Origin of the sequence: Nonlabens sp. MB-3u-79 (assembly GCF_002831625.1) — a bacterium.
Classification (GTDB): domain Bacteria; phylum Bacteroidota; class Bacteroidia; order Flavobacteriales; family Flavobacteriaceae; genus Nonlabens.
The window spans coordinates 1,402,380-1,427,020 of the sequence record NZ_CP025116.1 but is presented as its reverse complement, the minus strand read 5'-3'; the positions used below and the strand labels follow the sequence as shown (position 1 = coordinate 1,427,020).

The following is a 24,641-nucleotide window of genomic DNA, read 5'->3' as shown; positions in this document are numbered from 1 at the left end:
GACCTATCAATGTAAAGATGCTGTTTGAATACGTTTCTAAAAATAAAAACCAAAACTACCAGTCACTGCAATTTGTCTGGCATCTGGCAAGTAATTGTAGCCCCCTCTAAAGTTGACGTCTAATCGCAATACTTTAAATATATTACCAACTCCTACACTGTATTCCCAAAAAATATCTTCTGGTGCGAGGTAATTGAGACCGCTTGCATTTAATGCTATATTCTCATCACTGATGCGACCGTAGGCAGCTTTCACACCTACCAATTCTCTTAAATTTAAATCTCTTAAGCCTGGTATACGTGAAAAAAGACGTCCATTAAAATTATGATTTAAGTTCACCATAAGGTACTCATCGGTTACAAACTCGTAAAAATTCATGGTATTAAAGGAACCGGGAATATTGAAATAGGTCTGGTTTCCTGGAATGACATCTAGCAACGCCAGTGGCACTTCTCCAAAAGTTTTCCCTGCTTCAAGACGGGCTGTTAATCTACCAAAAACCCCTATCTGAAATGGATGACTGTAATAGAACTGTGCCTTATCATAATCAAAATTACTACTAAAAAGATCTTTAAAACCTCGGGCATAATTTAAGAAAAGTATTGGGTAAGCACCATCATTAATGATGGTTCGGTCCACACCATAGTTGGTCGTTTTACGACCTGGCTTATAGGTAATAGAGAAGTCCACCTCCGCTTGATTGGTTTCAGAACCTATTCCTCCTGGAGCATCTGTATCAAAGTAATCTAAACTAAAAAAGCCTGGGTTTGCAGTTTCAATTTTTCTATAACTGGCTCCTAATCTAAATTCTAGATTGTACAGCGGTTCAAAACTTACCGCTGCCACTCCTAATTTAATTTTAGAAAGCCTGCCATTGTTTCCTGCACTGATTAAGGCGCTTGATGCAAGACTGCGCCCTAAAACATCATTTGTTCTGGTAAGACTGGCAGCGAGTTGTTCTACATCGTCTCTATAACCAACGCTTACGATCAATCTGCTTTGTTTATCTAATAGGTATTTTCCCCCTATTCCAAATTTGAATTTTTGATCGGTAAAACCATAGGCCCCGTAACCTTCTATTCTCCATGGATCATTTGCTGTAAAGAAAGTTCTTCCTCCAGCACGCAAACGCACCCCTTCTACATCATTAAATCCGAAAGTGGAAAAAATAGGACCAAAGTCAAAGCCATCGAACTCATAATATCCAGATGCGAGAACTGTACCTATATTATAAAGACGCTTGAATTTCTTATTCTTTTTAAGCGTGTCCAGCATGGTGTACACCTGCTTCTCATCCTTATTGAGTTTTTCTAATCTGTTTTTGTCCCAGTACGCTTCATCTCTATCATAGATTTCTGGGTTGTAATCATTTACTCTACGCCTGTAAAAATCTGGATCTTTTGCAATGTCAAATTGATAATTATCAAATAAGGTGGTGCGTTTTCCATAAATACCTTTTGATTTTTCCTTTTTATTCAAAGCAAAATCACTCAAAAAGTAATCGCGGGTTATTAAAAACAAACTGTCGTTTAAGACATCATATTCTTGTTCAATATAGATTTCTTTGACCCAGTTAATGTTGGCACTTTTTGTTGCCTGCATGTTGATCTCTTTGATCGCATAGGAATCTGTAGCTACCCAAAAATCTCCTTTAAAAGTAAGCTCTCCTTTACGACGCGGATAATAAACAATGTTGTACGCCTCTACTCCATCGACAATCGCAGTATCCCTCAATACATAGTTATAGGTATCAATACCGCTTTTTCCTACTGGACTGGTAAAGCTCTTATCAAAGAATTTTAAATAACGATCGTACACATCAATATCGTTGTACAAGTCCTTTACAAAGGCAATCAATGTCTGGTTGTTGGAAAAACCAGAGTTTTTATTTGCTTTTACATCGTCTATTTCATTATTGATTTCATTATCTCCATAAACCGTAGAAAGGGATTCATTAATAAAAATAGGCAAATAGGTTTTACCTGTAATACGACTGGTATCAGCATAATTAAAAACAAACTCCATCCCCTTAAACAACTTGGATTTGATCATGGAACTGTCTATGGTATTCATGTCAAATTCCAGCTTCTCATATTTATCGTACTGATACTGCTCAAATTGAGAAAGTCCATTTTTACGTCTATTTTCCCATACTTTACGTAGAATATCGATGGCAGGATTGTTCTTTTTAGAAGTTTTTCCAGCATAGACCATTACAGCATCTAATTCTGCCGTATCAGTTTGTAATATTATTTTTAGGTCCAGATTAATCTTGACATCCAATTTTAATATTTGTGTTTTATATCCTACAAAAGAGAATTCCACCTCCTGATAGGTGTTCTCAGATTGCAAATAAAACCTTCCATTATCATTAGAGATGGTTCCTTCGCTGGAACCTGGGAAGACTACGTTTGCAAATGGTACGCCATCTCCAAATTCGTCATAGATCACTCCGCCTACTTTAGTCTGAGCGATACCTATTAGAGTAAAAAAAAGAATCCCTATAAATAGGACTTGTTTGGATATCGCTTTCGCGAAAGCGTAATTATTTACATCATTTTTCATAAGTAGGTAAAAATCAAAAGTAAAAATACTATCGTTAAGTGGAGGTGTTTAATGTATAAAAGTGCTGTTGATCTTTTAAAACTAAAAAAACCCATTTCATAAGAAATGGGTTTTACATATTTATGGATAAAAAAACTAGTTCTTATACATCACTTTCTTTACTCCTTCCACCACATCTTTGTAGTTAGGCAACCATTCTGCAAATAAAACTGGAGAATAAGGTGCTGGAGTATCTTGTGTATTGATTTTATAAATAGGAGCATCGAGGTAATCAAATGCCTCTGCTTGTACCATGTGAGAAATCTCAGTGGATACGTTACCAAATGGCCATGCTTCTTCAAGGATTATCAATCGGTTGGTTTTCTTAACCGACTTCAAGATCGCTTCCTTATCATAAGGACGTATGGTTCTTAAATCGATGATTTCACAAGAAATCCCCTCTTTTTCCAACTCTTCTGCCGCTTTGTAGGCTTCTTTAATAATTTTACCAAAAGAAACGATGGTCACATCAGTTCCTTCTCTCTTTATCTCTGCAACACCAATAGGTAGTACATACTCCCCTTCAGGCACTTCTCCTTTATCACCATACATTTGCTCAGACTCCATAAAAATAACTGGATCGTCATCGCGTATAGCAGCTTTGAGAAGCCCTTTAGCATCATAAGGATTTGATGGTACAATTACTTTAAGACCTGGCGTGTTGGCAAACCAGTTTTCAAAAGCTTGCGAGTGCGTTGCTGCAAGTTGCCCTGCACTTGCTGTAGGACCACGGAAAACGATAGGACACTTGAACTGTCCACCAGACATCTGGCGTATTTTTGCGGCGTTGTTAATGATCTGGTCGATACCGACTAGTGAAAAGTTAAAAGTCATGTATTCTACGATAGGACGGTTACCTGTCATCGTAGAACCAATAGCTATACCAGCAAAACCAAGCTCAGCTATAGGAGTATCAATAACTCGCTTTGCACCGAACTCGTCTAACATTCCTTTAGAAGCTTTATAGGCTCCATTGTATTCTGCCACTTCTTCACCCATCAGGTAGATAGTCTCGTCGCGTCTCATTTCTTCACTCATCGCTTCGCATATTGCCTCGCGGAATTGTATTGTCTTCATATATATAGGATATGGATGTGATCAAATTTCAAGAAAACAAAAATAACTTACATAAGCTTAGTATTAGAGAATTTTAGGCTAAAAAATACCCTAATTACTTACTATTAACATTGAAATTTGAAACTATTTACCTAAAACCTATATAAGACAACACTTACGCTGCTTTTGAAAATTATGTAAAATCAATAGGCGATAAATATTTAAACAAAGTTTTATTATGCGTGCATAATTTATTATTTGTTTTTTCTGTATTTTCGCAAACGATTGAAAAGATTTAAAAGACTATAAAATATGAAGATATTAGTATGTATCAGCCACGTGCCCGATACCACTTCCAAAATCAATTTTACAGATAATGATACACAATTTGACACAAGCGGTGTTCAATTTGTGATCAATCCAAATGATGAATTTGGTCTGACTCGCGCCATGTGGTTCAAAGAAAAACAAGGAGCAAGTGTAGATGTTGTTACTGTAGGTGGAGCTGAAGTAGAACCAACATTGAGAAAAGCACTCGCTATAGGTGCAGATACGGCTATTAGAGTGGATACGCCAGCCACAGACGGTTATCAAGTAGCAAAGCAATTAAGTGCTGTTGTAAAAGATGGTGGTTATGACCTTATCATCGCTGGTCGTGAATCAATCGATTATAACGGTGGAATGGTTCCAGGCATGATCGCTGCAATGACCGGAGCTAGCTTTGTTAATACGTGTATTTCTCTTGAAGTAGATGGCTCTAACGCCACTGCTGTACGTGAAATCGATGGGGGTAAAGAAACTGTAACGGCAAGCCTTCCACTGGTAATAGGTGGTCAAAAAGGTCTTGTTGAAGAAAGTGACTTGAGAATTCCTAATATGAGGGGAATTATGATGGCACGTAAAAAGTCATTAACTGTAATTCCAGCAACAGATACTACTACAGAAACGAATAGTATTTCCTTTACAAAACCAGAGCCTAAAGGCCAGGTAACTCTTGTAGATGCTGGAGATCTGGACAGATTAATCGATTTACTTCACAACGAAGCAAAAGCGATTTAATAGCTAAGGATTAAAATACAGAATGATTAAATTCTGTATTTTAATATGTGACGTATTTCGCTTTCGCGAAAGCGAAATTAAAAAAGGCTTGTACCGCAATTGATACGGTAAAAAAGCCAAACCATAACAAAACAAGTAACCGTCCATTAGATATGGATGTTACAATAAAAATCAAAATATATGTCAGTACTCGTATATACAGAATCAGAAAACGGTAGTTTTAAAAAGACTGCTTATGAAGTAGCCAGTTATGCAAAAGGTGTGGCAGATATGATGGGAACAGATGTTGCCGCTATATCTTTTCATGCTAATGACGCTGGAGATTTAGGAACTTACGGTGTGAGTAGGTTGCACAATGTAAGCGATTCCAAATTAGATAAATTTAATGCTGCGGCCTATGCTAACGCTATTGCACAAGCCGCAAAAGCTGAAAATGCAAAAGTGGTAGTAATCAGTTCTAGTGCAGATTCTAAGTATTTAGGATCCCTAGTAAGTGTGCATTTAGAAGCGGGTTATGTTTCTAATGTAACCGAAATGCCTTCTTCCACAGAACCTTTTACCGTAAAAAGAACTGTTTTTACAAACAAAGCCTTTTCTAATACAGCAATTACTACCGACATAAAGTTAGTTGGAATATCTAAAAACGCTTATGGTCTTAAAGAAAATGCAACTGATTGTGCCGTTCAAGCATTTACTCCATCATTAAGTGATGCAGACTTTACTGTTCATGTTCAGTCCGTAGATAAAGCTACTGATAAAGTAACTATAGCAGATGCTGAAGTCGTGGTAAGTGCAGGTCGTGGTATGAAAGGACCAGAAAACTGGGGAATGATTGAAGAGCTTGCAGACGTTTTAGGAGCAGCAACAGCTTGTTCAAAGCCAGTAAGTGACTTGGGATGGAGACCACATGGAGAACATGTAGGACAGACAGGAAAGCCAGTTGCTTCTAACTTATACATCGCTATAGGTATTTCTGGAGCTATACAGCACCTTGCTGGAATCAACTCTTCTAAGATTAAAGTAGTCATCAATACAGACCCAGAAGCTCCTTTCTTTAAGGCAGCAGACTATGGTGTGGTAGGTGACGCTTTTGAAGTCGTTCCTGCTCTCATTGAAAAATTAAAAGCCTTTAAAGCGGAAAACGCTTAAGATTCTTTATAAGTTCATTAAGAATTTCTTACTTTTAGAGCTGTGCAATAGGAGAAAATCCCCATTTTTGCACAGCTTTTTTTATGAACTCATTTAGATGTTTTAGGTCTAAATAAAAACAGAATTTTTAAAGTTAAATCAATGCTTTTTGAACTGCTCCGTATAACCCTAAGCAGCGTAAAGGCAAAAGTTTAATTTGAAAAGAACAATTTTTAAGTACATAGAAAAAGCCTAATGATTTCTATTTCTAGCAATTAACTAAGCATGAGTCTAAAACGACTTAAAATACGAGGCATATCTTACAGCCAAACTCAGAACGGTGCTTATGCATTAGTGCTCAAAGAAGTTGATGGCTCTAGGCAACTACCCATCGTCATAGGAGCATTTGAAGCACAAAGCATCGCCATCGCTTTAGAAAAAGAGCTGAGTCCGCCGCGACCTCTTACCCATGATTTATTTAAAAGTTTTGCACAACGATTTTCTATTACTGTAAAACAAGTGATCATTCACAAGTTAGTAGATGGTGTTTTCTACAGCAGCCTTATTTGTGAAAGAGATAAAATTGAAGAAATAATTGATGCCCGAACCAGCGATGCAATCGCACTGGCGGTAAGATTCAAAGCACCTGTTTTCACTTATGAAAATATTCTAGAAGAAGCAGGAATCCAACAACACATTAAACCAGACAAAGAACTGGAAGTTGTAGAATTAGATGGTGAAGAAATGATTGATGAGCTCATCAATACAGCAACCGAAGAAGCAAACGATTATAGTAAATTCTCCTTAACTGAACTTAAAAAGATGTTGGGTGAAGCTGTTGCTAACGAAAACTATGAACTGGCCGCGCAAATCAGAGATGAAATATCTAAACGATAACCCTTTCCGCAAAAATATGATTTCTTTTCTGTCCAGATTTTTTACTGCTTTAACTTTTATCTGTTTTTCATTTATAGCAAATGCTCAAGATAATACCCCTATAGAAGGAACATGGGCACTCCACTCGGCAACGGCAGATGATCTTTCCCAAGCAACACCATTACAGCTAGACAGCATTTCCTTCCATAAACAGAATTACAAGTACTACACTGGAATAGATAGTCTCAATTCTAGTGGTAGGTTTATTTTACAGGGGGACTTTATCGCTCTTTATCCAAATGAACCACTAATAGAACTTAAACAGTTTGATCTAGAAAAGGTAAATGGCGATAGCTTGCTATTAAAAAACAAGAGCGTTACTTATACTTTTTTAATCAAAAAAAAAATCGCTTCTTCTAATGTTCAAATATCTAATGAGTTAGGCTTTAACCTTGAAAGCTTTTATCGAGGAATACTAGGGATCCTGTTTATATTAGGACTTTGCTTTGTATTAAGTAAGAATAAAAGAAAGATAGACTGGCGTTTGGTGATAGTGGGTATTACCTTACAAATTGTTTTTGCTATTTCTGTTCTTAAATTTGAGAGTGTAGCCTATATTTTCGACGCTATTTCAACTGGTGTTGTCAGATTTCTTGCTGTCAGTGAAGCTGGAGCAGAGTTTGTTTTTGGTAATTTTATAGACACTAGTGGTAATTGGGGTTATGTATTTGCCTTTAAGGTCCTCCCGACTATTGTTTTCTTTTCGGCATTTACATCGCTTTTATATTACTTAGGAATCCTTCAAAAAGTAGTTTATGTACTCGCTTGGATCATGAGTAAAACAATGCGATTAAGTGGTGCAGAGTCCCTTGCAGCTGCAGCAAATATTTTTATTGGACAGACAGAAGCACCTCTGGTAGTCAAGCCTTATCTAGAGAAAATGACCAAATCAGAAATGCTATGTCTTATGGTAGGTGGCATGGCCACTATTGCCGGTGGCGTCCTTGCTGCTTTTATAGGATTTCTAGGTGGCGAAAGTGAAGCTCAACAAATATTATTTACCAAGCACTTGCTCACCGCATCAATAATGAGTGCACCTGCGGCAATCGTAATCGCTAAAATGCTGTATCCAGAAGAAGACAAAACTAAAATTGACAGATCCCTTAACGTTTCTAAAGATAAAATAGGTAGTAACATATTAGATGCCATTTCGCGTGGTACCACAGATGGATTAAAACTAGCTGTAAATGTCGGTGCCATGCTTCTTGTTTTCACGGCGTTAATCGCCGTAGTGAATTTTGGACTAAAGGACTTAATAGGAGAATACACTGGTTTAAACTCCATCATAGAATCTTCTAGTAACGGTAGGTACGACGGCTTTTCCATGCAATACATTTTAGGGAACCTCTTTGCACCTATTGCATGGGTTATAGGTGTTCATACAGACGATATTGTTTTAGTAGGTCAACTTCTGGGAGAGAAAACCATCCTTAATGAATTCATAGCGTATGGATCTTTGAAAGACCTTAAGGAGGCGGGTAAAATAATGCATCCTAAATCGATTATTATAGCCACTTATGCTCTTTGTGGATTTGCAAACTTTGCGTCTATTGGAATACAAATAGGAGGAATAGGTGTTCTTGCTCCTGGGCAACGTAAAACCTTAGCCGCTTTTGGTATTAAGGCACTTATAGGAGGAACTTGCGCGGCACTGCTTACAGCAACCATAGCAGGAATGTTATTTGGATAAATTTGTAAAACCCAAGCTTTTGTTAAAGAAAGGTTTATTTTTGCCAAAGTTCATATTTAAAAAAAACATCCCCTCTTGAAAATCATCCCTTACAAGCACAAGTTTGATTACACCTTTGGTTCCATGTCTTGCTATGACCACTACGTTATAGGCCTGTTACATTCTGGGGTAATTGTGAACAATGAAATTGCCATGCGCATGCTCACTGATATCAACGATTATTACGGCAAAGAAAAAATAGTGTTTATCTCTAATCGTGAATTTGGCCATGATGTAGACGCTAAAGTATACCAACTTGTGAATGCAAAGACTATGATAGGAATTGCTGTAGTTGGAACTACTTTAGAACAAAAAATTCAAGCGGCTACAGAGCAATCTTTATATTCTGGCTCCTTTGGCTTTTTCAATAATATGGAAAGTGCGGTCGCTTGGGCAGATTCATTTACTGATAATGAAGACGAGCGTCACGCTGGTTAATAAAAGCTTATATCTTCGATAACATTTATTCGTTTTTAATTATAGATTTCAAGTAATTTGTAATGTCTGGCTTTAACAAGTGTCAACAAAGCAACTTTATTGATTATGAAACAATACCAAGATTTACTTCAAGATATTTTAGAAAACGGAACCGACAAAGGTGATCGCACTGGAACTGGAACCCGCAGCCTTTTCGGCTATCAAATGCGTTTTAATCTTCAAAAAGGCTTTCCCTTAGTAACAACAAAAAAGGTACACTTAAAATCCATTATTCACGAACTGCTGTGGTTGCTATCTGGAGACACTAACATTCAGTACCTCAAAGATCATAACGTAAGAATATGGAATGAATGGGCTGATGAGAATGGCGATCTTGGCCCTGTTTATGGACACCAGTGGCGCAATTGGAATGATGAAGGAATAGATCAAATCAAAGACGTCATACACACCTTAAAGACCAACCCTAACAGTCGCCGTATGATGGTAAGCGCATGGAATCCGAGCGTGCTTCCTGATACTGGTAAAAGTTTTTCAGAAAATGTAGAAAATGGTAAAGCTGCTTTACCACCTTGCCACGCATTTTTCCAATTCTATGTGGCTGACAATAAGTTGAGCTGTCAACTCTATCAGAGAAGCGCTGATGTGTTTCTAGGCGTTCCTTTTAACATTGCAAGCTATGCTTTGTTAACCATGATGGTCGCGCAGGTATGCGATTTGGAATGTGGCGATTTTATCCACAGCTTTGGTGATGTACATATTTACAACAACTTAAGAGAGCAGGTAGAACTGCAACTGACTAGAGAACCGAGAGCATTACCACAAATGAAACTGAATCCCGAAATCAAAAATATATTTGATTTTAAGTATGAAGATTTCAGTTTAGAAAATTACGATCCACATCCTGCGATTAAAGGCATAGTTGCTGTTTAAGCTAGTCTTATCAAATTCCTATCAACCTCCAGGAGGCTAAAACTAGGAATTATAAACTTATTCCCCCAGAAACTTATTACAAAGCCCTAGAAAAAAAAAGAATTAAAGACGGGAAAAGCAGCTAAGAGTTCAGGAGAAAGAGCAGGTGCAAAGACTACAACGAGCTTTGATGAAAGACGCTATACCCAAAGCTTTTGTATTGATTGTGATCGTTTTGGTTGCAGCAGTAATTATTGTTTTTGGAATTAGGCTCGTCAGGTATCATACCAAACACAAAGAGCCGCTCCCACCCAGACATTACAACTATAATAACAGATGGGACGAGACCATTTTATTTGTTCCAGCTATCTTTATTTTTGAATTAGTACAACAATATTTAAGGAAAGAATGTATCTTCAAAATCAATTTAACTGGAGGTTAAAGCTTTCGCGAAAGCGTAATACGCAAAAACACCCTAACTTTGAGTAAATGATTTCTACCAAGCAACTTCTTCAACTTTTTATCGAAACACGAACCGCTACAGAACGTATATGTCAACCATTAGAAACAGAAGATTATGTGGTACAGCCTATCGTAGATGTGTCGCCCCCCAAGTGGCATCTAGGCCATACGACTTGGTTTTTTGAAGAATTTTTACTGGATGCACACCTCCCTAATTACAAGAGGTATCACAAAAGCTACGCCTTTGTTTTCAATAGCTATTATGAAAGTATAGGGAAACGAGTGGTACGAACTGATCGCGGTAATCTTTCAAGACCTAGTGTAAAAGAGATTTACCTGTACCGAGCCTATGTAACTTCTCACATGCAACAGTTGATAGAAAATCACCTGACAGAAGAGCTAATTCCAGTCTTAGAAATAGGCATTCATCATGAAAAACAACATCAAGAATTACTACTTACCGACATCAAGTATATTTTAGGAAACAATCCTTTACAACCAGAATACGGCAGCGTTTCCAATGAAGAACTCCTTGAAAACACCCCTTGTGATTTTACAGAAATAAAAGAAGGTGTTTATGCCATAGGCCACGATTCTAAGGAATTTTGTTACGATAATGAACTGCCGAGACATCGGGTGTTTTTAGAACCTTATGCTATCTGTAATTCATTAGTTACTAACGGAGAATGGATAGCGTTCATAAATGACGGTGGTTATTCTAACGCGATGATATGGCATACTGAAGGATGGGATTGGGTACATAAAAACGCCATTGTTGCACCTATGTATTGGCATCATGAAAACGGCAAGTGGGCTCAGTATTTATTAAGCGGTTCAAAGGAAATTAATCCGGCTGCAGCCGTTACTCATATTTCATATTATGAAGCATTTGCTTTTGCACAGTGGAAAGGGATGCGTTTGCCTACCGAGTTTGAATGGGAAGTTGCTCAGTCCAACTTCAACCATGGAAACCGATGGGAATGGACAGAAAGTGCCTACCTTCCCTATCCTAACTATCAAAAACCAGAGGGTGCTCTAGGCGAGTACAACGGTAAATTTATGGTCAACCAAAAAGTACTGCGAGGCAGCTCTATCGCAACACCCGCAAATCATATGCGACCTACTTATAGAAACTTTTTTCACGCGCCACTTAGATGGCAATTTACCAGCTTGCGACTTGCCCAATCATTATGACAAAAAAAGAATCGTTCCAACAAGAATTTGAACAACATGTAAAAGAGGGATTGAGCAACTTTCCTAAATTTTTGAGCTCTAAATATATTTATGACGATCGTGGTGATAAGCTGTTCCAGCAAATCATGGCCTTGCCAGAATATTACCTAACTACGGCAGAATTCAATATCATCCAGCGATATAAAAGTGATTTGCGCGCTCTTTTTGAGAATGATAAAGGATTTGATCTTATAGAATTAGGCGCTGGCGATGGAAAGAAAACTAAAGTACTTCTTGAAGAACTTGATCGTCATAAATCTAACTTCACCTACATACCCATAGATATAAGCCAACATGCTATAGAGGAGCTGTCTTCATCCATTGAAAGAGTATGGCCTGAAATGGACGTTCAAGGAGAGCAAGGTACCTATTTTAAAGTCTTAAAAAATCTGGCCAAATACAACCAAAGACCCAAAGTGATTATGGTATTAGGTTCCAATATTGGAAATCTATCCCATATAGAAGCCATCAATTTTTTGAAACAAATCCAAGAGATCATGTCTTCAGAAGACCAATTATTTATGGGGTTTGATCAGAAAAAAGACCCACTGACCATTCAAACTGCCTATGCAGATGCTACAGGTGTGACCCAAGAATTTAATCGCAATTTATTACATAGAGTAAATCGGGAAATGCATGCTGATTTTAAAGTGAATAGCTTTGAGCACTGGGAAGCTTATGATCCAGAAAGCGGAACTGCAAAAAGCTACCTGCTAGCAACAGAAAAATGCGAGGTACACATTAAAAAATTAGACCTGAAAGTAAGTTTCAATAAATGGGAAACCATCCACACTGAAATATCACAAAAATACGACGACTTGATAGTAGAATGGCTCGCCAAGGAATCTGGGCTTCAAATCTCTCAGGTTTTTGAAGATCAAAAGAAGCTCTTCAAAGATTACTTATTTAAAAAAAAAGAATAAAAAAAGCCATCCTAAAACATAGGATGGCTTTGTAAAATAGGATTCTAAAAATCTAATTGTTCAAGGAAGCTCTAACTCCACCTGATGCAAACAAAGACCTCATTCTCGCTTTTTGCCCAGTGCTGAACATGTACATACAGCTATCATCTACATAATCCATATAGTTCATAGTCATATCAGTAGACCTACAGTTGGTAGTAGGGTAAGAAGGACAACCGTAATTTGCTCTATCTGAGGTAGGGGTATCAGAAACAAAATCGTCTCGATTACATCTTCCATCACCCCAAATATGACGTAAATTAAGGTAGTGACCTACCTCATGGGTTGCTGTTCTACCCTCATCAAATGGAGCACTTAAATATCCCGTAGCCCCAAAATATTGAGGACCTACAACGATTCCATCAGTACTAGCGCTTCCTCCTGGAAACTGCGCGTAACCTAAGATTCCACCACCTATATTACAAACCCAAATGTTCATTGCGGTTGCAGGATCTACGACATCCACTCCACCATTAGCAGCACTTTTCATAGCATCATTTGTTCCCCATGACGTACGAGTAGAAGATTTTCTAGTAACACCTACAAGGTTGAATTGGATTTCAGTATCTGATGCTAAACCAGCAAATTCAGATGGAACCTGAGCAGCATCGCTATTGGACTTTCTAAAATCAGCATTAAGCACGCTAATTTGAGAATTGATCTGAGCATCGCTTATATTTTCATTAGCATTACTATATATAACATGTACATAGACAGGTATATTAATTACTCCAATATTATCAGCTGGAGGAGTAGTGTCGTCACCGCCGCCGCCATTACCACCGCCAACTCCAGCAGGTTTCTTTTTCGATAGAAACTCATTAGTAAATCGCTGTGTTTGCTCCTCGATCTCTAACACTTTTTGTTGAAATGCAGGATTGAGCAACATTTTTTCGTAGTTTTCATTAGCGTGACATTTTCTAGCTGCTGCTAGTTGAAGGCCATCATTATTAATGGCATCTAATGATTCTTCGTTAGAATCATTGCTACAAGACACCACTGCAAAAGCAACTAAAACTGATAATAATAATTTTTTCATTTTATGAAATTTAAAATTAGATCTTAAATATATAGGATCTTCAACAGGTATTAACATTTTTGTAACAATTAAGCAACATAAATCGTTGAACGGAATTTTTAACATAGATTTCTATAGAACCAAAACTTATTTATGGAATTTTAATGAATAAAATAAAATCTTATGAAAGCCACGTGGAATAATAAAATAATTGCCGAAAGCAATACCACCAAAGTAATAGAGAACAACCACTATTTCCCAGCCACTAGTATCAAGAAAGAATACTTCAAAGTCAGTAGTACAAAATCGAGCTGTCCATGGAAAGGCACGGCTAGTTACTATTCCCTTGAAATAGATGGTGCAAAAAATATAGATGCAGCCTGGTATTATGCAGAAACGAAACATGCTGCTAAAGAAATAGAGGGATATGTGGCGTTTTGGAAAGGCGTGAAGATTGAACAATAATAAACACCCTTAATAGGTGTTAAAGAAAGGCGCTATTCCAACTACAGTTAAATGGCGCCCTTTTAATTTTATATAGCATATACGCTGTATGTAAAAACTAAATTTTAGTATAAATAGCGTCTAGAGAAGTAATAGTTGCTGCAGGAGTTCCAGTACGACCACCTACATATTGATTAAGATCTTGTCCAGTAATTGCAAATTCAAAGGTAGTTGGTGTAAAAGTTACTGCCTTATTTTCCGTAATCGTACCCCCATTTACATTTGCAACAATCGTTAAAACACTGTTTGCATCTAACGAGTATGTTCCATTTTGGGAACTTATAAGACAAGAAAGGTTATTATTAATGTCAAAATCAGGCTCAGCAACACTAGCGACAAAAGCTCCATTTAGCATGAAGTCCACATCCATACTAGAGAAACAAGTCGCCTCGATGAGCAGCTCTGTATGACTCACTCCGTCCTGATTAAAGTCCACTGGAGTGTTTGCAATAAGAGATGTGAGAACGTAATTACCTGCTATATTGACATTGGCAGTGTTTCTACTAGCAGATTCAGATTCACAACCTATAATGGCCAGAAAAATAATTATTAATCCCATAAGTTTTTTCATCTTTCTAATTTTCGATAAATATAAGAAATTCTAGCAGTACACTATTAATCAACAGGTTCCTATTTCAAATAGGGCGTTTTAAAGAGGCTCTATACAGGTTATGCTATCAAGGCTTGCCCCATGCCTATTAAAGGAAGATCAAAATGACTAAAACAAAACAGTTAAAAAGGCTGCATAAGGAAAACAAAGAGCTAATATTGCACAAAATATTTCTACTCTGGCAATTAATAAATAAAATTAAAAAAAGCCGCTTGTGATTCTAAATTAAAAGAGTACATTTGCAGCCCGATTTTAGTTAGTAAAATCAGACAAAGAATTAAAACTATTTCAAGGTGAATACTTTAAGTTACAAAACAGTTTCAGCAAACAGCGCTACAGTAAACAAAGAATGGGTACTGATAGATGCTGCTGAACAGCCACTAGGTCGTATGTCTTCAATAGCTGCAAAGTTTTTGAGAGGCAAATACAAGACAAATTTTACTCCACACGTAGACTGTGGTGATAATGTCATCATTATAAACGCTGATAAGATCACTCTAAGTGGTAACAAATGGAGCGAGAAAACATACATCAGACACACTGGTTATCCAGGTGGACAGCGTAGCCTTACTGCAAATGAATTATTTGCAAAAGACCCTACTCGTGTTGTAGAACGTGCTATAAAAGGTATGCTACCTAAAAATAAATTAGGAAGCGCTATTTATCGCAACCTAAAAGTGTATTCTGGTGCTGAGCACGGTCATGAAGCACAACAACCTAAAACCATTAATCTTAACGAGGTAAAGTAACATGGAAACATTACACAAAATAGGTAGAAGAAAAACTGCCGTTGCTCGTGTTTACCTTACAGAAGGTAAAGGTGACGTAACAATTAACAAGAAAGATCTTACCGACTATTTTACAACAGGAATGTTGCAATACAAAGTAAAGCAAGCTTTCACACTTACCAATACTACTGACCTTTACGACGTAAAAGCAAGTGTTCACGGTGGTGGAATCACTGGACAAGCTGAGGCTATACGTCTTGCAATCGCTAGAGCTCTTGTAGAAATTGACGAAGAAAACCGCATCGCTTTAAAGCCAGAAGGTCTTATGACTCGTGATCCAAGAATGGTAGAACGTAAGAAATTCGGTCAAAAGAAAGCGAGAAAGAAATTCCAATTCTCGAAACGTTAATACAACAATATTATTACTCCCGTCCCGCTTTGTTGCGGGACGGGATTTGTTCTTTTTTTATTTATATTAATTTGCTGTCACGCCTGGTTGCCGCCAGAGCTCAGTTTAGCATCTAAATAATGAAGGCAATTAAGCTCCGGCTTATGACCACTTCATTATTGCTATCGACAGAACGTAAACTATTTAATTATGGCAAATAACTCAGATGTCAAGTCTTTACTTGACGCAGGTGTCCATTTCGGTCACCTTACTCGTAAGTGGAACCCTAACATGGCTCCTTATATCTACATGGAACGTAACGGGATCCATATCATCAATCTTTATAAAACATCTGCAAAGCTTGCGGAGGCTACTGAAGCACTTCGTAACATCGCTGCATCTGGACGTAAGGTTCTTTTTGTTGCTACTAAGAAGCAAGCAAAAGACATTGTTGCACAACACGCAAGTGATGCTAACATGCCTTACATCACAGAAAGATGGCCTGGTGGAATGCTTACCAACTTTGTAACCATCCGTAAAGCTGTTAAGAAAATGGCTACTGTGGATCGTATGAAAAAAGATGGTCGTTATGAAACTCTTTCTAAGAAAGAACGTCTTCAAGTAGACCGTATGCGTGCAAAATTAGAAAAGAACTTAGGTTCTATTACTGAAATGACACGTATGCCTGCAGCACTTTTTATCGTTGATACGGTACGTGAACACATCGCAGTAAAAGAAGCTTTAAAATTAGGTATTCCTATTTTTGCAATGGTTGATACCAATGCTAATCCACGCGATATCGATTATGTAATCCCTTCTAACGATGATGCATCTAAGTCTATAGACATTATAGTAAAAGAAGCTACTGACGCTATCCAAGCAGGTCTTGAAGATCGCAAGTCTGAGAAGAACGCAGAAGATCAAGCAAAAGAAGAGAAAGAAGCAAAAGTAGCAAAAGAAGAGAAAGAAGCGAAAGAAGCCGCTAAAGCTGATAAGAAAGCAGCTAAAGAGGAAAAAGCTACCGCTGAAACTACTGCAAAAGACGAAGAAGAATAAACCTATAACGCTAGTTAACTAGTACAAAACTTATTAAAATGGCTAAAATATCTGCTGCTGAAGTAGGAAAATTAAGAAAGACGACTGGAGCTGGAATGATGGACTGTAAAAATGCCCTTGTTGAAGCTGATGGTGATTTTGATAAAGCGATAGAAATCCTTAGAAAAAAAGGTCAGAAAGTAGCTGCAAAGCGTGCTGATCGTGATTCTTCAGAAGGAGTTGTTGTTTCAAATATCAATGATGCTAACACGAGAGGTATTCTTTTATCCCTTAACTGTGAAACTGACTTTGTTGCAAAAAACGATACCTATGTAGAGTTAGCAAATAAGATTGCTACTATAGCTCAACACTGTAACTCAAAAGAAGAAGTACTTGCTTCTGCATTTGATGACAGCATGACTGTAGAAGAAAAACTTATTGAGCAAACTGGTGTTATTGGTGAGAAACTTGAAATTGGTGACTTTGAAGCTTTTGAAGCTCCTTTCGTAGGTGGTTATGTACACGGTAATAAGATCGGTGCATTAACTGGTCTTTCTACCAATAGTGATCACGCTGAAGAAGTTGCAAAATCAGTATCTATGCAAGTAGCTTCTATGGGAGCCACTACACTATCTTATAAAGATTTTGACGCTGCATTTGTGCAATCTGAAACAGAATCAAGAATCGCTGCTACTGAAAAAGATAACATCGAGCGTGGACGTTTAGGTAAAAACCTTTTGAACATACCTCTTTTTATCTCTAGATCTCAGTTAACTGATGAGGCTCTTGCTACTGCAAAAGCAACTTATGAAGCTGAACTTAAAGCGGAAGGGAAACCAGAAGCTATCTGGGAAAGAATTATACCTGGTAAAATGGAGCGCTTTATTGCTGACAATACTTCTCTTGATAAAGAGCAAGCATTATTAGACCAAGACTATATCATGGATGACAAGCAAACTGTTGCTAAGTTTGTATCCTCTAAAGATGCAGAAGTTGTAGGATTCAAAAGAGTTTCTATCGCTTAATAAAGCTTATTTAAAAATTTAAAAATCCGACTCTTTTAAAGGAGTCGGATTTTTTGTTTCTACTCCTTCCTTGATCCGGAGTACCCCCTATATAATATCCCACAAAATACTATATAATTCCACCTTCTTTTGCGAACTTTATCCCATGCAAAAATTAGCTTTTCTTAGCCTATTATTTCTAGGCTTTACATCTTGTAAAACGCCCTCAAAAACCCTGTCTACAGTTTCTATAAAGAACACGATAGAGTTCCAGCTTATTAAAGACCTCGATGCTGACCTGACCGAAACCTCTGGACTCGAATATTACAATGACCTTATCATCACTCATAACGATAGTGGCGATCAACCTACTTTATACTTTTTAGATCAAAAAGGAAACCTGCTCTATAGCAAGACTTATAAGAATATGAATGCCGTAGACTGGGAGGACATCACAAAAGACGATACCTACCTCTATATAGCAGATACCGGTAATAATTACGGGAACCGTAAAGACCTTAGCATTTATAAAATTGCCCTAAAAGAGCTTGATAATGAAGATGCCGTAGTCGAAGAGTTACACATCTCCTATCCAGATCAAAAGAACTTTACAAAAGGGAATCAAGACCATCCCTATGATGCCGAATCTATTGTCGCGATAGAGAATGATCTCTACCTCTTTTCTAAAGATTGGAAAGATCAAACCACCGTGGTCTACAAAATCAATAAAAATAAAAAGGATCAAGCAGTGCAAAAAGTAAGCTCCTATAATATCAAAGGTCTTGTTACAGGGGCCACCTTTAATGGAAAAAATACGGTACTCCTTTGTGGTTACAACAGCAGCCTTACTCCTTTTGTTTTCAAAGTACATTATAAAAATGGCACTTTTGAGTTCCTTGAAAAACAAGAAATAGGGATCTATGGTGGCGCTCAAGTAGAAGCGATTTCTTATTTGACCACAAAGAATAATAAGGAAGTCTATTACTTCTCTTGTGAAGCAGCAAATATTAGACTGGGAGAAGATGAAGCGCTTTCCCAAGCAAAACTCTATGAATTAAAATGGTAAGCTTCTCTGTTTTTTTTTAACCAAGCTGCTTGCAAAAGTTTTAAACTCTGATCGCAACCTAGGCATCTGTTTACTATTAGGTGCGTAATAAGTACTCCAATTTAGAAAAGAATCTCTAGGATAACACAAGAGTTCAAGGCTTTAACACATGTCTTTGTTTATCATTAGTGTCCGATAAAGTTTTTCCAATACCGCTAAACATGATGCCATTGAAGAGTTTCAAAAGAAACATTTATAGAACCACCATGCTTTTGTCGTTCTTCATTATTTATGAAATGAATGCGCTTAGAATAGGAATAAATCAAATGACGATTACTGTTTTTCAGTTAGTTATAGTGTAGTCTATATGCTATGATCTTAGAGCGCAGCGATCTGTGATCTTTTCTCGGACATTAGTGTTTGTTAATAGACTTTTTTTCCGGTCTTCAGGTATTTGGCCCATTTTTTACTATATACATGAACTTTTTCAGTAGGTTGATTGTTTTGATCAACTACCTGGTAACCGGCATCCTTCCAAGAAAAGATACTCCCATAAAGATTATACACTTTTGAAAAACCATCTTCCACCATCTCCTCACCGTAATCTTCTGATCGTATTCCAACACTGCAGTACACGACGATTTTAGTGTCTTTGTCTATATTTGACAACTTATCTATATCATAGCGCTCTCCTACCCATATTGCACCTGGTAGATGACTTACATCAAACTCTTCTTTCTTACGAGTATCTAGAATGACGTAATCCTTATATTCCATTTGAAGCATCTGCACACTCAAGTAAGGAACGCTCCTATGATTATAGTCCTTCAACAAACTAGGAATATCATTTTGTGGAGCCTCTTTTTTTTGTGACAAAAGCCAGAAGGGGATACCTATAAGAAGCAAGAATAATATCAAAAAGCTACTTCTTTTCATAAGCTACTTTTTGATTCGTTTTTCATTTTGCTTAACAAAAGCTTCCCATCCCGTATAGCTTTTACCAACTTCTATTCTACCGCTATTATAAAAATGGCATACGGCAGCAGCAAGTCCATCAGTCATGTCTAGATTTTTAGGCAACTCTTTTAATCCCAAAAGACTTTGCAACATCTTTGCCACTTGTTCTTTACTGGCACTTCCTTTTCCGGTAATGGACTGTTTTATTTTTAGTGGTGCGTATTCAAAAACAGGAATGTCTCGAGAAAGCCCTGCTGCCATAGCCACTCCTTGTGCTCGGCCTAATTTGAGCATGGACTGAACATTTTTACCAAAAAACGGTGCTTCTAATGCCATTTCATCTGGATGATAGGTATCTATCAATTCTATAGTACGCTCAAAAATGCGGCGCAATTTTACGTAAGGGTCTTTTAATTTTCGCATGTCCAGCTCATTCATTTGTACAAAACTCATGGATTTACCCTGTACTTTTATAATCCCAAAACCCATGATTGCCGTACCAGGATCTATCCCAAGAATGATTTTTTCTGTTGCCAATTGTTGTATTTTTCGCACATGTCTATCGCGCTTCACAAATCTAAGCAATTCCTAGCTCCGTTGATAAAAATCATTGTTATCTTGATTTGCGCATACGTACTTTATATGCAGTGGATGGAGCGGCCTTTGCAACTTAATGAGCTATGGATCGCTCTTCAAAAACTACCTGGACTCACTTTGGTCGCTATGATCGCCATAAGCCTCGCGAGCTGGCTGGTGGAAAGTAAAAAATGGCAGTATTTACTAGATGATTTTTATAAATTAAGCTTTCGCGAAAGCGTCCTACAAAACCTCACCGCACAGGCAGCAAGTTTTATAACCCCATGGAGAGCTGGAGAATTTGCTATGAAATCGCTGTTTTTCAAAAAAACCTTACGTAAAAAAGTCCTGAGCAGAATTCTTGCTGGTACTATTTCCCAAATGCTGGTCACTATCTTGCTAGGGGTTATCGGAGTTTTATTTTATGTAAAAGAAAGTCTTGACTTGGACACCGCATTTTATCTGATTGGTATGGGAATCTTATTGCTTCTACTCATGGCAAGTATTTCTTTATGGCTGATCAAAAAATGGAAGTCTGGTAGCTTGACCACAAAAAAATGGCGCCGTACTATTTTATTTTCACTACTGAGGTATCTGATATTTGCAAGCAACTGGCTGCTCCTATTATGGCTGCTCGATTATGAATCCTCTATGCTTATCACTATAAGAAATGTAAGCGTATTTTATCTGGTCGTTTCTATTATCCCCGTATTTCAAGTCTTTGATATAGCTGTAAAATGGACAGCTGCCACTTATATTTTTGAAGGTGGTTTTTTCCACCCCGAACTTATTATCGTTGCGACAACCATTATCTGGTTGACCAATTCAATACTCCCTACTTTATTAGGCTGCGCATTACTTCCTTTTCAACAACTTAAAACTTTAGAAGAATGAGTGGGCTATTTTTTATCATTGTCTTTGGTTATGCGCTGGTGATTCTTCTATTATCTAAGGAACTACTGACCTATCCTGCAACAAAAATAGACCCAACCCTAAAGCAGCTTCCCTTTAGCATCATCATCAACTATAGAAATGAAGAAAACCGCCTGCCTGCCTTATTAGATTCGGTAAAGAAACAAGAGTACAGCTTTGAAAAAACCCAGTGGATTTTTGTAAACGATAAGACAACAGATCATAGCCTTGAGATCCTTCAATCCTTTACAGCACAACATCCAGAAATTCCAATAGTGCTCTTGGACAGAATACCAAAATCTGCCAGCGGTAAAAAAGACGGTATTACACAAGCCTTAGGATCGAGTAAATACCCTCACATACTTACTACAGATGCCGACTGTATATTACCAGCAGAATGGATAGCCTCCTATAACGCTATTTACCACAAGCATACAGACGCTCATTTTATTGCAGCTCCAGTGGTCATCCAACAAGAAAACACCTTGCTCACTGCTTTACAACAGCAAGAAATGATGGCTTTGCAATTGATCACCGCTGGTAGCTTTTCATACCGCCAGCCTTTTATGTGTAATGGAGCAAACATGAGTTTTACTAAAGAAGCTTTCTACGAGGTAAATGGATACGAGGGCAACCAGCATATTTCCAGTGGCGATGATATTTTCTTACTAGAGAAACTCGCTGCAGAAGATGTAATGAAATGCCATTACCTCAAATCTTCCGCTGCGATAGTCACCACCTTTCCAAAACTCGATGTGAAAAGCATGATTGACCAACGGGCTCGATGGGCACAAAAAGGAAGTGAAACTAAAAGCATGCTCAACAAACTGCTCAGTTTTCAGGTGTTACTAATGAGCATCTTGTTTATATCGAGTCCTTTATTATGGTACTTTTCACTCATCAGCAGTCAGATGTTTATAGGAGTGCTCGCAGTCAAAGCCTTTACCGACATGATCGTGCTGGTGATAGGAGATCAATTTTTTGCAGATGTAAAATGGAAGTTTGCCGTTGTAAACTTTTTGATCTATCCCTTTCTGGTAGTTATGATAGCCTTCAGTAGTTTGTCAAAACCACAATGGCAGGGAAGAGCTGTTAATGCTCCAACGAGTCCACAGGATTAAAAACAACAGGTAATCTATAGCTCGTAGCCACGGGTATAGATTTTTTTTGAGCACTTTTAATAACAGGGAAGTTATTCAATCTCTTTTTGAGCAATTCGTGCATATAGTCTTTATCAATGCTGGGAGCAGATTTAAATAGACTATCGTATGTAATGCGACCTTCTTTACTTACTGTAATGGATAAGTATAGACTATCCTTCTTAGCTAAATGTATAGGTAGGTCTCCTGCACTTAATTTTTGCTGGACTAAGGCGTGAAGTTCTTCATAAAAACAGTCTGCTGTAGTCAGCATCTCGTCACAATTATCAAATAATGGATAGCGATCTATAGAAGTCATATTCAGGTGCTCCAGCTTTTTTATCGCCTGCTCATCTGCCTGTACTTTTTTTTGCTTGTCCGATAGGCAAGAAAAACAGAGCGCTACGAGCAGTATCATTAAAACAACAGATCCTTTATTCATAGGGCTAATGTACAACCTTTCTATTTTTTTGCAGCTAGAAAGAGTTCCTTGCGTAGATCTTCTGCTCGAGCAGTGGCAATTTCTTGATAAGGACTCTCAGGATAGGCTCCTATAAAATCCTCATAGAACTCCAGCTTTTTGCTTTTATCTGCATAATATTGATCTGCTGCAAGCGCATATTGATATCCGATCACATCGTCCTCTGGCTTTTCTTTTTTTGCTCTTTTGGTGGCATAAAAAGCATTTTTATAATCGCCTTGTCTCACATAGACTGTGGCCAGCTGTAAGAATTCCTGATCCAACTCTGGAGTCTTAATAGCTATGGCGCGTTCTATATAATCTTGTGCCAATTCCAATTCCCCCAGTTTTAAATAGGCTTGGGACATGATAAAGTGAACCAGTGAATCTGCTTTTTCATAATCACTATTGTAACGCTCGTAATTATCTATAGCAAGCTGCCATTGCCGATCGTTAAAATAGGACCATGCCAAACTTTTACGATTGAACTCGGTATCATTTCCAAGACTAAAAAGCAGTTCAAAACGCTCTATCGCCTTATCGTATCTCTTTGCTCCAAGATAGGACTGCGCGATTAAACTATTCATTTTTATGTCGTTGGGATACCATTCTAATGCGGGTTTTGCCTGGAGAATTGCCTCTCGAAACCTTCGCTTTTTAATCAATAATTTTACCCACTCGATTCTAGCTGCTCGGTAGGATGTATTTAAGGATACCGCTTTCGCGAAAGCGGAAATAGCAGCATCATCATTGCTCAATTCCTCATGAGTCTTACCCATATAATACTGGTAAGTGGCATTATCTGGTTCTTCAACACTAAGGGACAAAAAGCTGTTAAATGCGGTTACAGGATCGTTATTACTCAATGCCAGGCGTGCATATTCAAATCGTGGTTGTAGACTAAGGCTATCTCTCTTAAAACCTTGCTGATAAGAATCTAGGGCCTCATAAATAGCTCCCATTTGAGCATATACCCGAGCTAATTTGAATTCGCTTTTTGGCTCGGTCTTATAGATTTCCATCGCCTCTTGATAGTTTCCTAACTGTACGAGACTGTCAGCTACCGCAAGTTGTGCCATCAATTTAAAAGAGCAGATAAAAAGCGCGAATACAAAATATTTTTTCATTTTATAAATTTAGGCACACTTATTGAAAAAAGAAAGTCTAAACTACTAATTATGAAATATAGTATACTCCTTTTTGTTCTCGCTATCACCTTAACCGCTTGTGAAGGACCACAAGGACCTCCAGGATTTGATGGCTTTGATGGTGTAAACATCACTGCAACATCCATTGAAAGAACTGTAGATTTCTTTGCTCCAGACTATGAGGTATTAATTGATTACCCACCAACCGTAACTGTTTTTCCTAATGACATGACCTTAGTGTATCTCCTATGGGATGTAGTTCCAGGTAATAATGGAGGTACCGTAGATGTATGGAGGTTACTACCACAAACTATTTATACCAACTTTGGCGAATTTCAATACAATTTTGATGCAACTAATGGGGACGCGAGAATTTTTATAGACGCTCCAGCAACTACAGACCTGAGCCAACTTGCTCCTGCTGATATTTCTAATCAAACCTTTAGAATTGTTATTCTACCCGTAGATCTTTTAAACTCTGGTGTGGATGTGAACAATTACAATGAGGTAATGAGCGCAGCAGGTTTAACAACTGATGATATCATCGTTATTGAATAATAACTGAAAACTTTTTTGAAGAAGGCGGTTCCTCAAGGGGACT

At 37.7% G+C, this 24,641-nt stretch carries 26 protein-coding genes; 18 read left to right on the top strand and 8 right to left on the bottom strand.

The genetic code is table 11. The features are described from left to right. Positions 1-36: 36 nt before the first annotated feature. Together CW736_RS06285 and CW736_RS06280 are read right to left on the bottom strand one after the other, a co-directional pair. Positions 37-2,565: a DUF5686 and carboxypeptidase-like regulatory domain-containing protein gene (locus tag CW736_RS06285; RefSeq protein WP_101013164.1), complete on the bottom strand. Its 2,529-nt coding sequence runs from the start codon at positions 2,563-2,565 to the stop codon at positions 37-39. Positions 2,566-2,700: 135 nt separating this feature from the next. Further along, positions 2,701-3,681, bottom strand: a complete 981-nt coding sequence (locus CW736_RS06280; protein ID WP_101013163.1) for a pyruvate dehydrogenase complex E1 component subunit beta — start codon at positions 3,679-3,681, stop codon at positions 2,701-2,703. 291 nt (positions 3,682-3,972) lie between these two features. On the opposite strand from CW736_RS06280, the gene CW736_RS06275 reads away from it, so the two are divergent. From CW736_RS06275 to CW736_RS06240, 9 genes are all read left to right on the top strand, one after another. Then, positions 3,973-4,719, top strand: coding sequence for an electron transfer flavoprotein subunit beta/FixA family protein (locus CW736_RS06275; protein WP_101013162.1), 747 nt, complete (start codon positions 3,973-3,975; stop codon positions 4,717-4,719). A gap of 180 nt (positions 4,720-4,899) precedes the next feature. Then, positions 4,900-5,868, top strand: a complete 969-nt coding sequence (locus CW736_RS06270) for an electron transfer flavoprotein subunit alpha/FixB family protein (protein ID WP_101013161.1) — start codon at positions 4,900-4,902, stop codon at positions 5,866-5,868. A 264-nt stretch (positions 5,869-6,132) separates the two neighbouring features. Then, positions 6,133-6,744 carry a bifunctional nuclease family protein gene (locus tag CW736_RS06265; RefSeq protein WP_101013160.1) on the top strand — a complete coding sequence of 204 codons (612 nt, stop codon included), beginning with the start codon at positions 6,133-6,135 and terminating at the stop codon, positions 6,742-6,744. A gap of 16 nt (positions 6,745-6,760) precedes the next feature. Then, entirely contained in the window at positions 6,761-8,473 is a 1,713-nt protein-coding gene (locus CW736_RS06260; RefSeq protein ID WP_101015050.1) for a NupC/NupG family nucleoside CNT transporter, read from the top strand. A gap of 75 nt (positions 8,474-8,548) precedes the next feature. After that, positions 8,549-8,950 (top strand): thymidylate synthase, encoded by a 402-nt coding sequence (locus tag CW736_RS06255; RefSeq protein WP_232735433.1) that lies wholly within the window; start codon positions 8,549-8,551, stop codon positions 8,948-8,950. Positions 8,951-9,055: 105 nt separating this feature from the next. Next, positions 9,056-9,880 (top strand): thymidylate synthase, encoded by an 825-nt coding sequence (locus tag CW736_RS06250; protein WP_101013159.1) that lies wholly within the window; start codon positions 9,056-9,058, stop codon positions 9,878-9,880. A 169-nt stretch (positions 9,881-10,049) separates the two neighbouring features. After that, the gene (locus CW736_RS14040) at positions 10,050-10,301 is read left to right on the top strand and encodes a hypothetical protein (protein ID WP_157810897.1); all 252 of its coding nucleotides are present in this window, start codon (positions 10,050-10,052) and stop codon (positions 10,299-10,301) included. Between the two features lie 47 nt (positions 10,302-10,348). Further along, entirely contained in the window at positions 10,349-11,515 is a 1,167-nt protein-coding gene (gene egtB, locus CW736_RS06245) for an ergothioneine biosynthesis protein EgtB (protein WP_101013158.1), read from the top strand. Continuing rightward, positions 11,512-12,477, top strand: coding sequence for an L-histidine N(alpha)-methyltransferase (locus tag CW736_RS06240; protein WP_101013157.1), 966 nt, complete (start codon positions 11,512-11,514; stop codon positions 12,475-12,477). The genes egtB and CW736_RS06240 overlap by 4 nt, the downstream gene beginning before the upstream one ends. A gap of 52 nt (positions 12,478-12,529) precedes the next feature. Here CW736_RS06240 and CW736_RS06235 read toward each other — a convergent pair whose 3' ends face one another. After that, entirely contained in the window at positions 12,530-13,555 is a 1,026-nt protein-coding gene (locus CW736_RS06235; protein ID WP_101015048.1) for a zinc metalloprotease, read from the bottom strand. Between the two features lie 162 nt (positions 13,556-13,717). Between CW736_RS06235 and CW736_RS06230 the strand changes: the two genes are divergently transcribed. Continuing rightward, positions 13,718-13,999, top strand: a complete 282-nt coding sequence (locus CW736_RS06230; RefSeq protein ID WP_101013156.1) for a DUF427 domain-containing protein — start codon at positions 13,718-13,720, stop codon at positions 13,997-13,999. Between the two features lie 97 nt (positions 14,000-14,096). Here CW736_RS06230 and CW736_RS06225 read toward each other — a convergent pair whose 3' ends face one another. Beyond that, on the bottom strand, positions 14,097-14,609 hold the full coding sequence (locus tag CW736_RS06225; RefSeq protein ID WP_101013155.1) for a lipocalin family protein: 513 nt from the start codon (positions 14,607-14,609) through the stop codon (positions 14,097-14,099). A 332-nt stretch (positions 14,610-14,941) separates the two neighbouring features. On the opposite strand from CW736_RS06225, the gene rplM reads away from it, so the two are divergent. From rplM to CW736_RS06200, 5 genes are all read left to right on the top strand, one after another. Continuing rightward, entirely contained in the window at positions 14,942-15,397 is a 456-nt protein-coding gene (gene rplM, locus CW736_RS06220) for a 50S ribosomal protein L13 (RefSeq protein WP_101013154.1), read from the top strand. Between the two features lies 1 nt (position 15,398). Next, positions 15,399-15,785, top strand: a complete 387-nt coding sequence (rpsI, locus tag CW736_RS06215; RefSeq protein WP_101013153.1) for a 30S ribosomal protein S9 — start codon at positions 15,399-15,401, stop codon at positions 15,783-15,785. Between the two features lie 189 nt (positions 15,786-15,974). Next, the gene (rpsB, locus tag CW736_RS06210; RefSeq protein WP_101013152.1) at positions 15,975-16,820 is read left to right on the top strand and encodes a 30S ribosomal protein S2; all 846 of its coding nucleotides are present in this window, start codon (positions 15,975-15,977) and stop codon (positions 16,818-16,820) included. Positions 16,821-16,858: 38 nt separating this feature from the next. Further along, the gene (tsf, locus tag CW736_RS06205; protein WP_101013151.1) at positions 16,859-17,824 is read left to right on the top strand and encodes a translation elongation factor Ts; all 966 of its coding nucleotides are present in this window, start codon (positions 16,859-16,861) and stop codon (positions 17,822-17,824) included. A 145-nt stretch (positions 17,825-17,969) separates the two neighbouring features. Next, positions 17,970-18,869, top strand: a complete 900-nt coding sequence (locus CW736_RS06200; RefSeq protein ID WP_101013150.1) for a hypothetical protein — start codon at positions 17,970-17,972, stop codon at positions 18,867-18,869. A 402-nt stretch (positions 18,870-19,271) separates the two neighbouring features. On the opposite strand, the gene CW736_RS06195 is transcribed toward CW736_RS06200, so the two are convergent. Beyond that, positions 19,272-19,784, bottom strand: coding sequence for a rhodanese-like domain-containing protein (locus CW736_RS06195; protein ID WP_101013149.1), 513 nt, complete (start codon positions 19,782-19,784; stop codon positions 19,272-19,274). A 3-nt stretch (positions 19,785-19,787) separates the two neighbouring features. After that, on the bottom strand, positions 19,788-20,342 hold the full coding sequence (gene ruvC / locus CW736_RS06190) for a crossover junction endodeoxyribonuclease RuvC (protein ID WP_101015047.1): 555 nt from the start codon (positions 20,340-20,342) through the stop codon (positions 19,788-19,790). 18 nt (positions 20,343-20,360) lie between these two features. Here ruvC and CW736_RS06185 point away from each other — a divergent pair, with 18 nt between their 5' ends. Both CW736_RS06185 and CW736_RS06180 read left to right on the top strand, forming a co-directional pair. After that, positions 20,361-21,275 (top strand): lysylphosphatidylglycerol synthase domain-containing protein, encoded by a 915-nt coding sequence (locus CW736_RS06185; RefSeq protein ID WP_101013148.1) that lies wholly within the window; start codon positions 20,361-20,363, stop codon positions 21,273-21,275. Next, positions 21,272-22,414 (top strand): glycosyltransferase, encoded by a 1,143-nt coding sequence (locus CW736_RS06180; protein WP_101013147.1) that lies wholly within the window; start codon positions 21,272-21,274, stop codon positions 22,412-22,414. Before CW736_RS06185 ends, CW736_RS06180 begins: the two co-directional genes overlap by 4 nt. On the opposite strand, the gene CW736_RS06175 is transcribed toward CW736_RS06180, so the two are convergent. Continuing rightward, complete coding sequence (locus tag CW736_RS06175; protein ID WP_101013146.1) at positions 22,386-22,874, bottom strand: hypothetical protein; 489 nt, start codon at positions 22,872-22,874, stop codon at positions 22,386-22,388. The genes CW736_RS06180 and CW736_RS06175 overlap by 29 nt on opposite strands. A 20-nt stretch (positions 22,875-22,894) precedes the next feature. Then, entirely contained in the window at positions 22,895-24,019 is a 1,125-nt protein-coding gene (locus tag CW736_RS06170) for a hypothetical protein (RefSeq protein WP_157810896.1), read from the bottom strand. 51 nt (positions 24,020-24,070) lie between these two features. Here CW736_RS06170 and CW736_RS06165 point away from each other — a divergent pair, with 51 nt between their 5' ends. Next, complete coding sequence (locus CW736_RS06165; protein WP_101015046.1) at positions 24,071-24,598, top strand: dihydrolipoamide dehydrogenase; 528 nt, start codon at positions 24,071-24,073, stop codon at positions 24,596-24,598. The last annotated feature ends 43 nt before the right edge of the window (positions 24,599-24,641 follow it).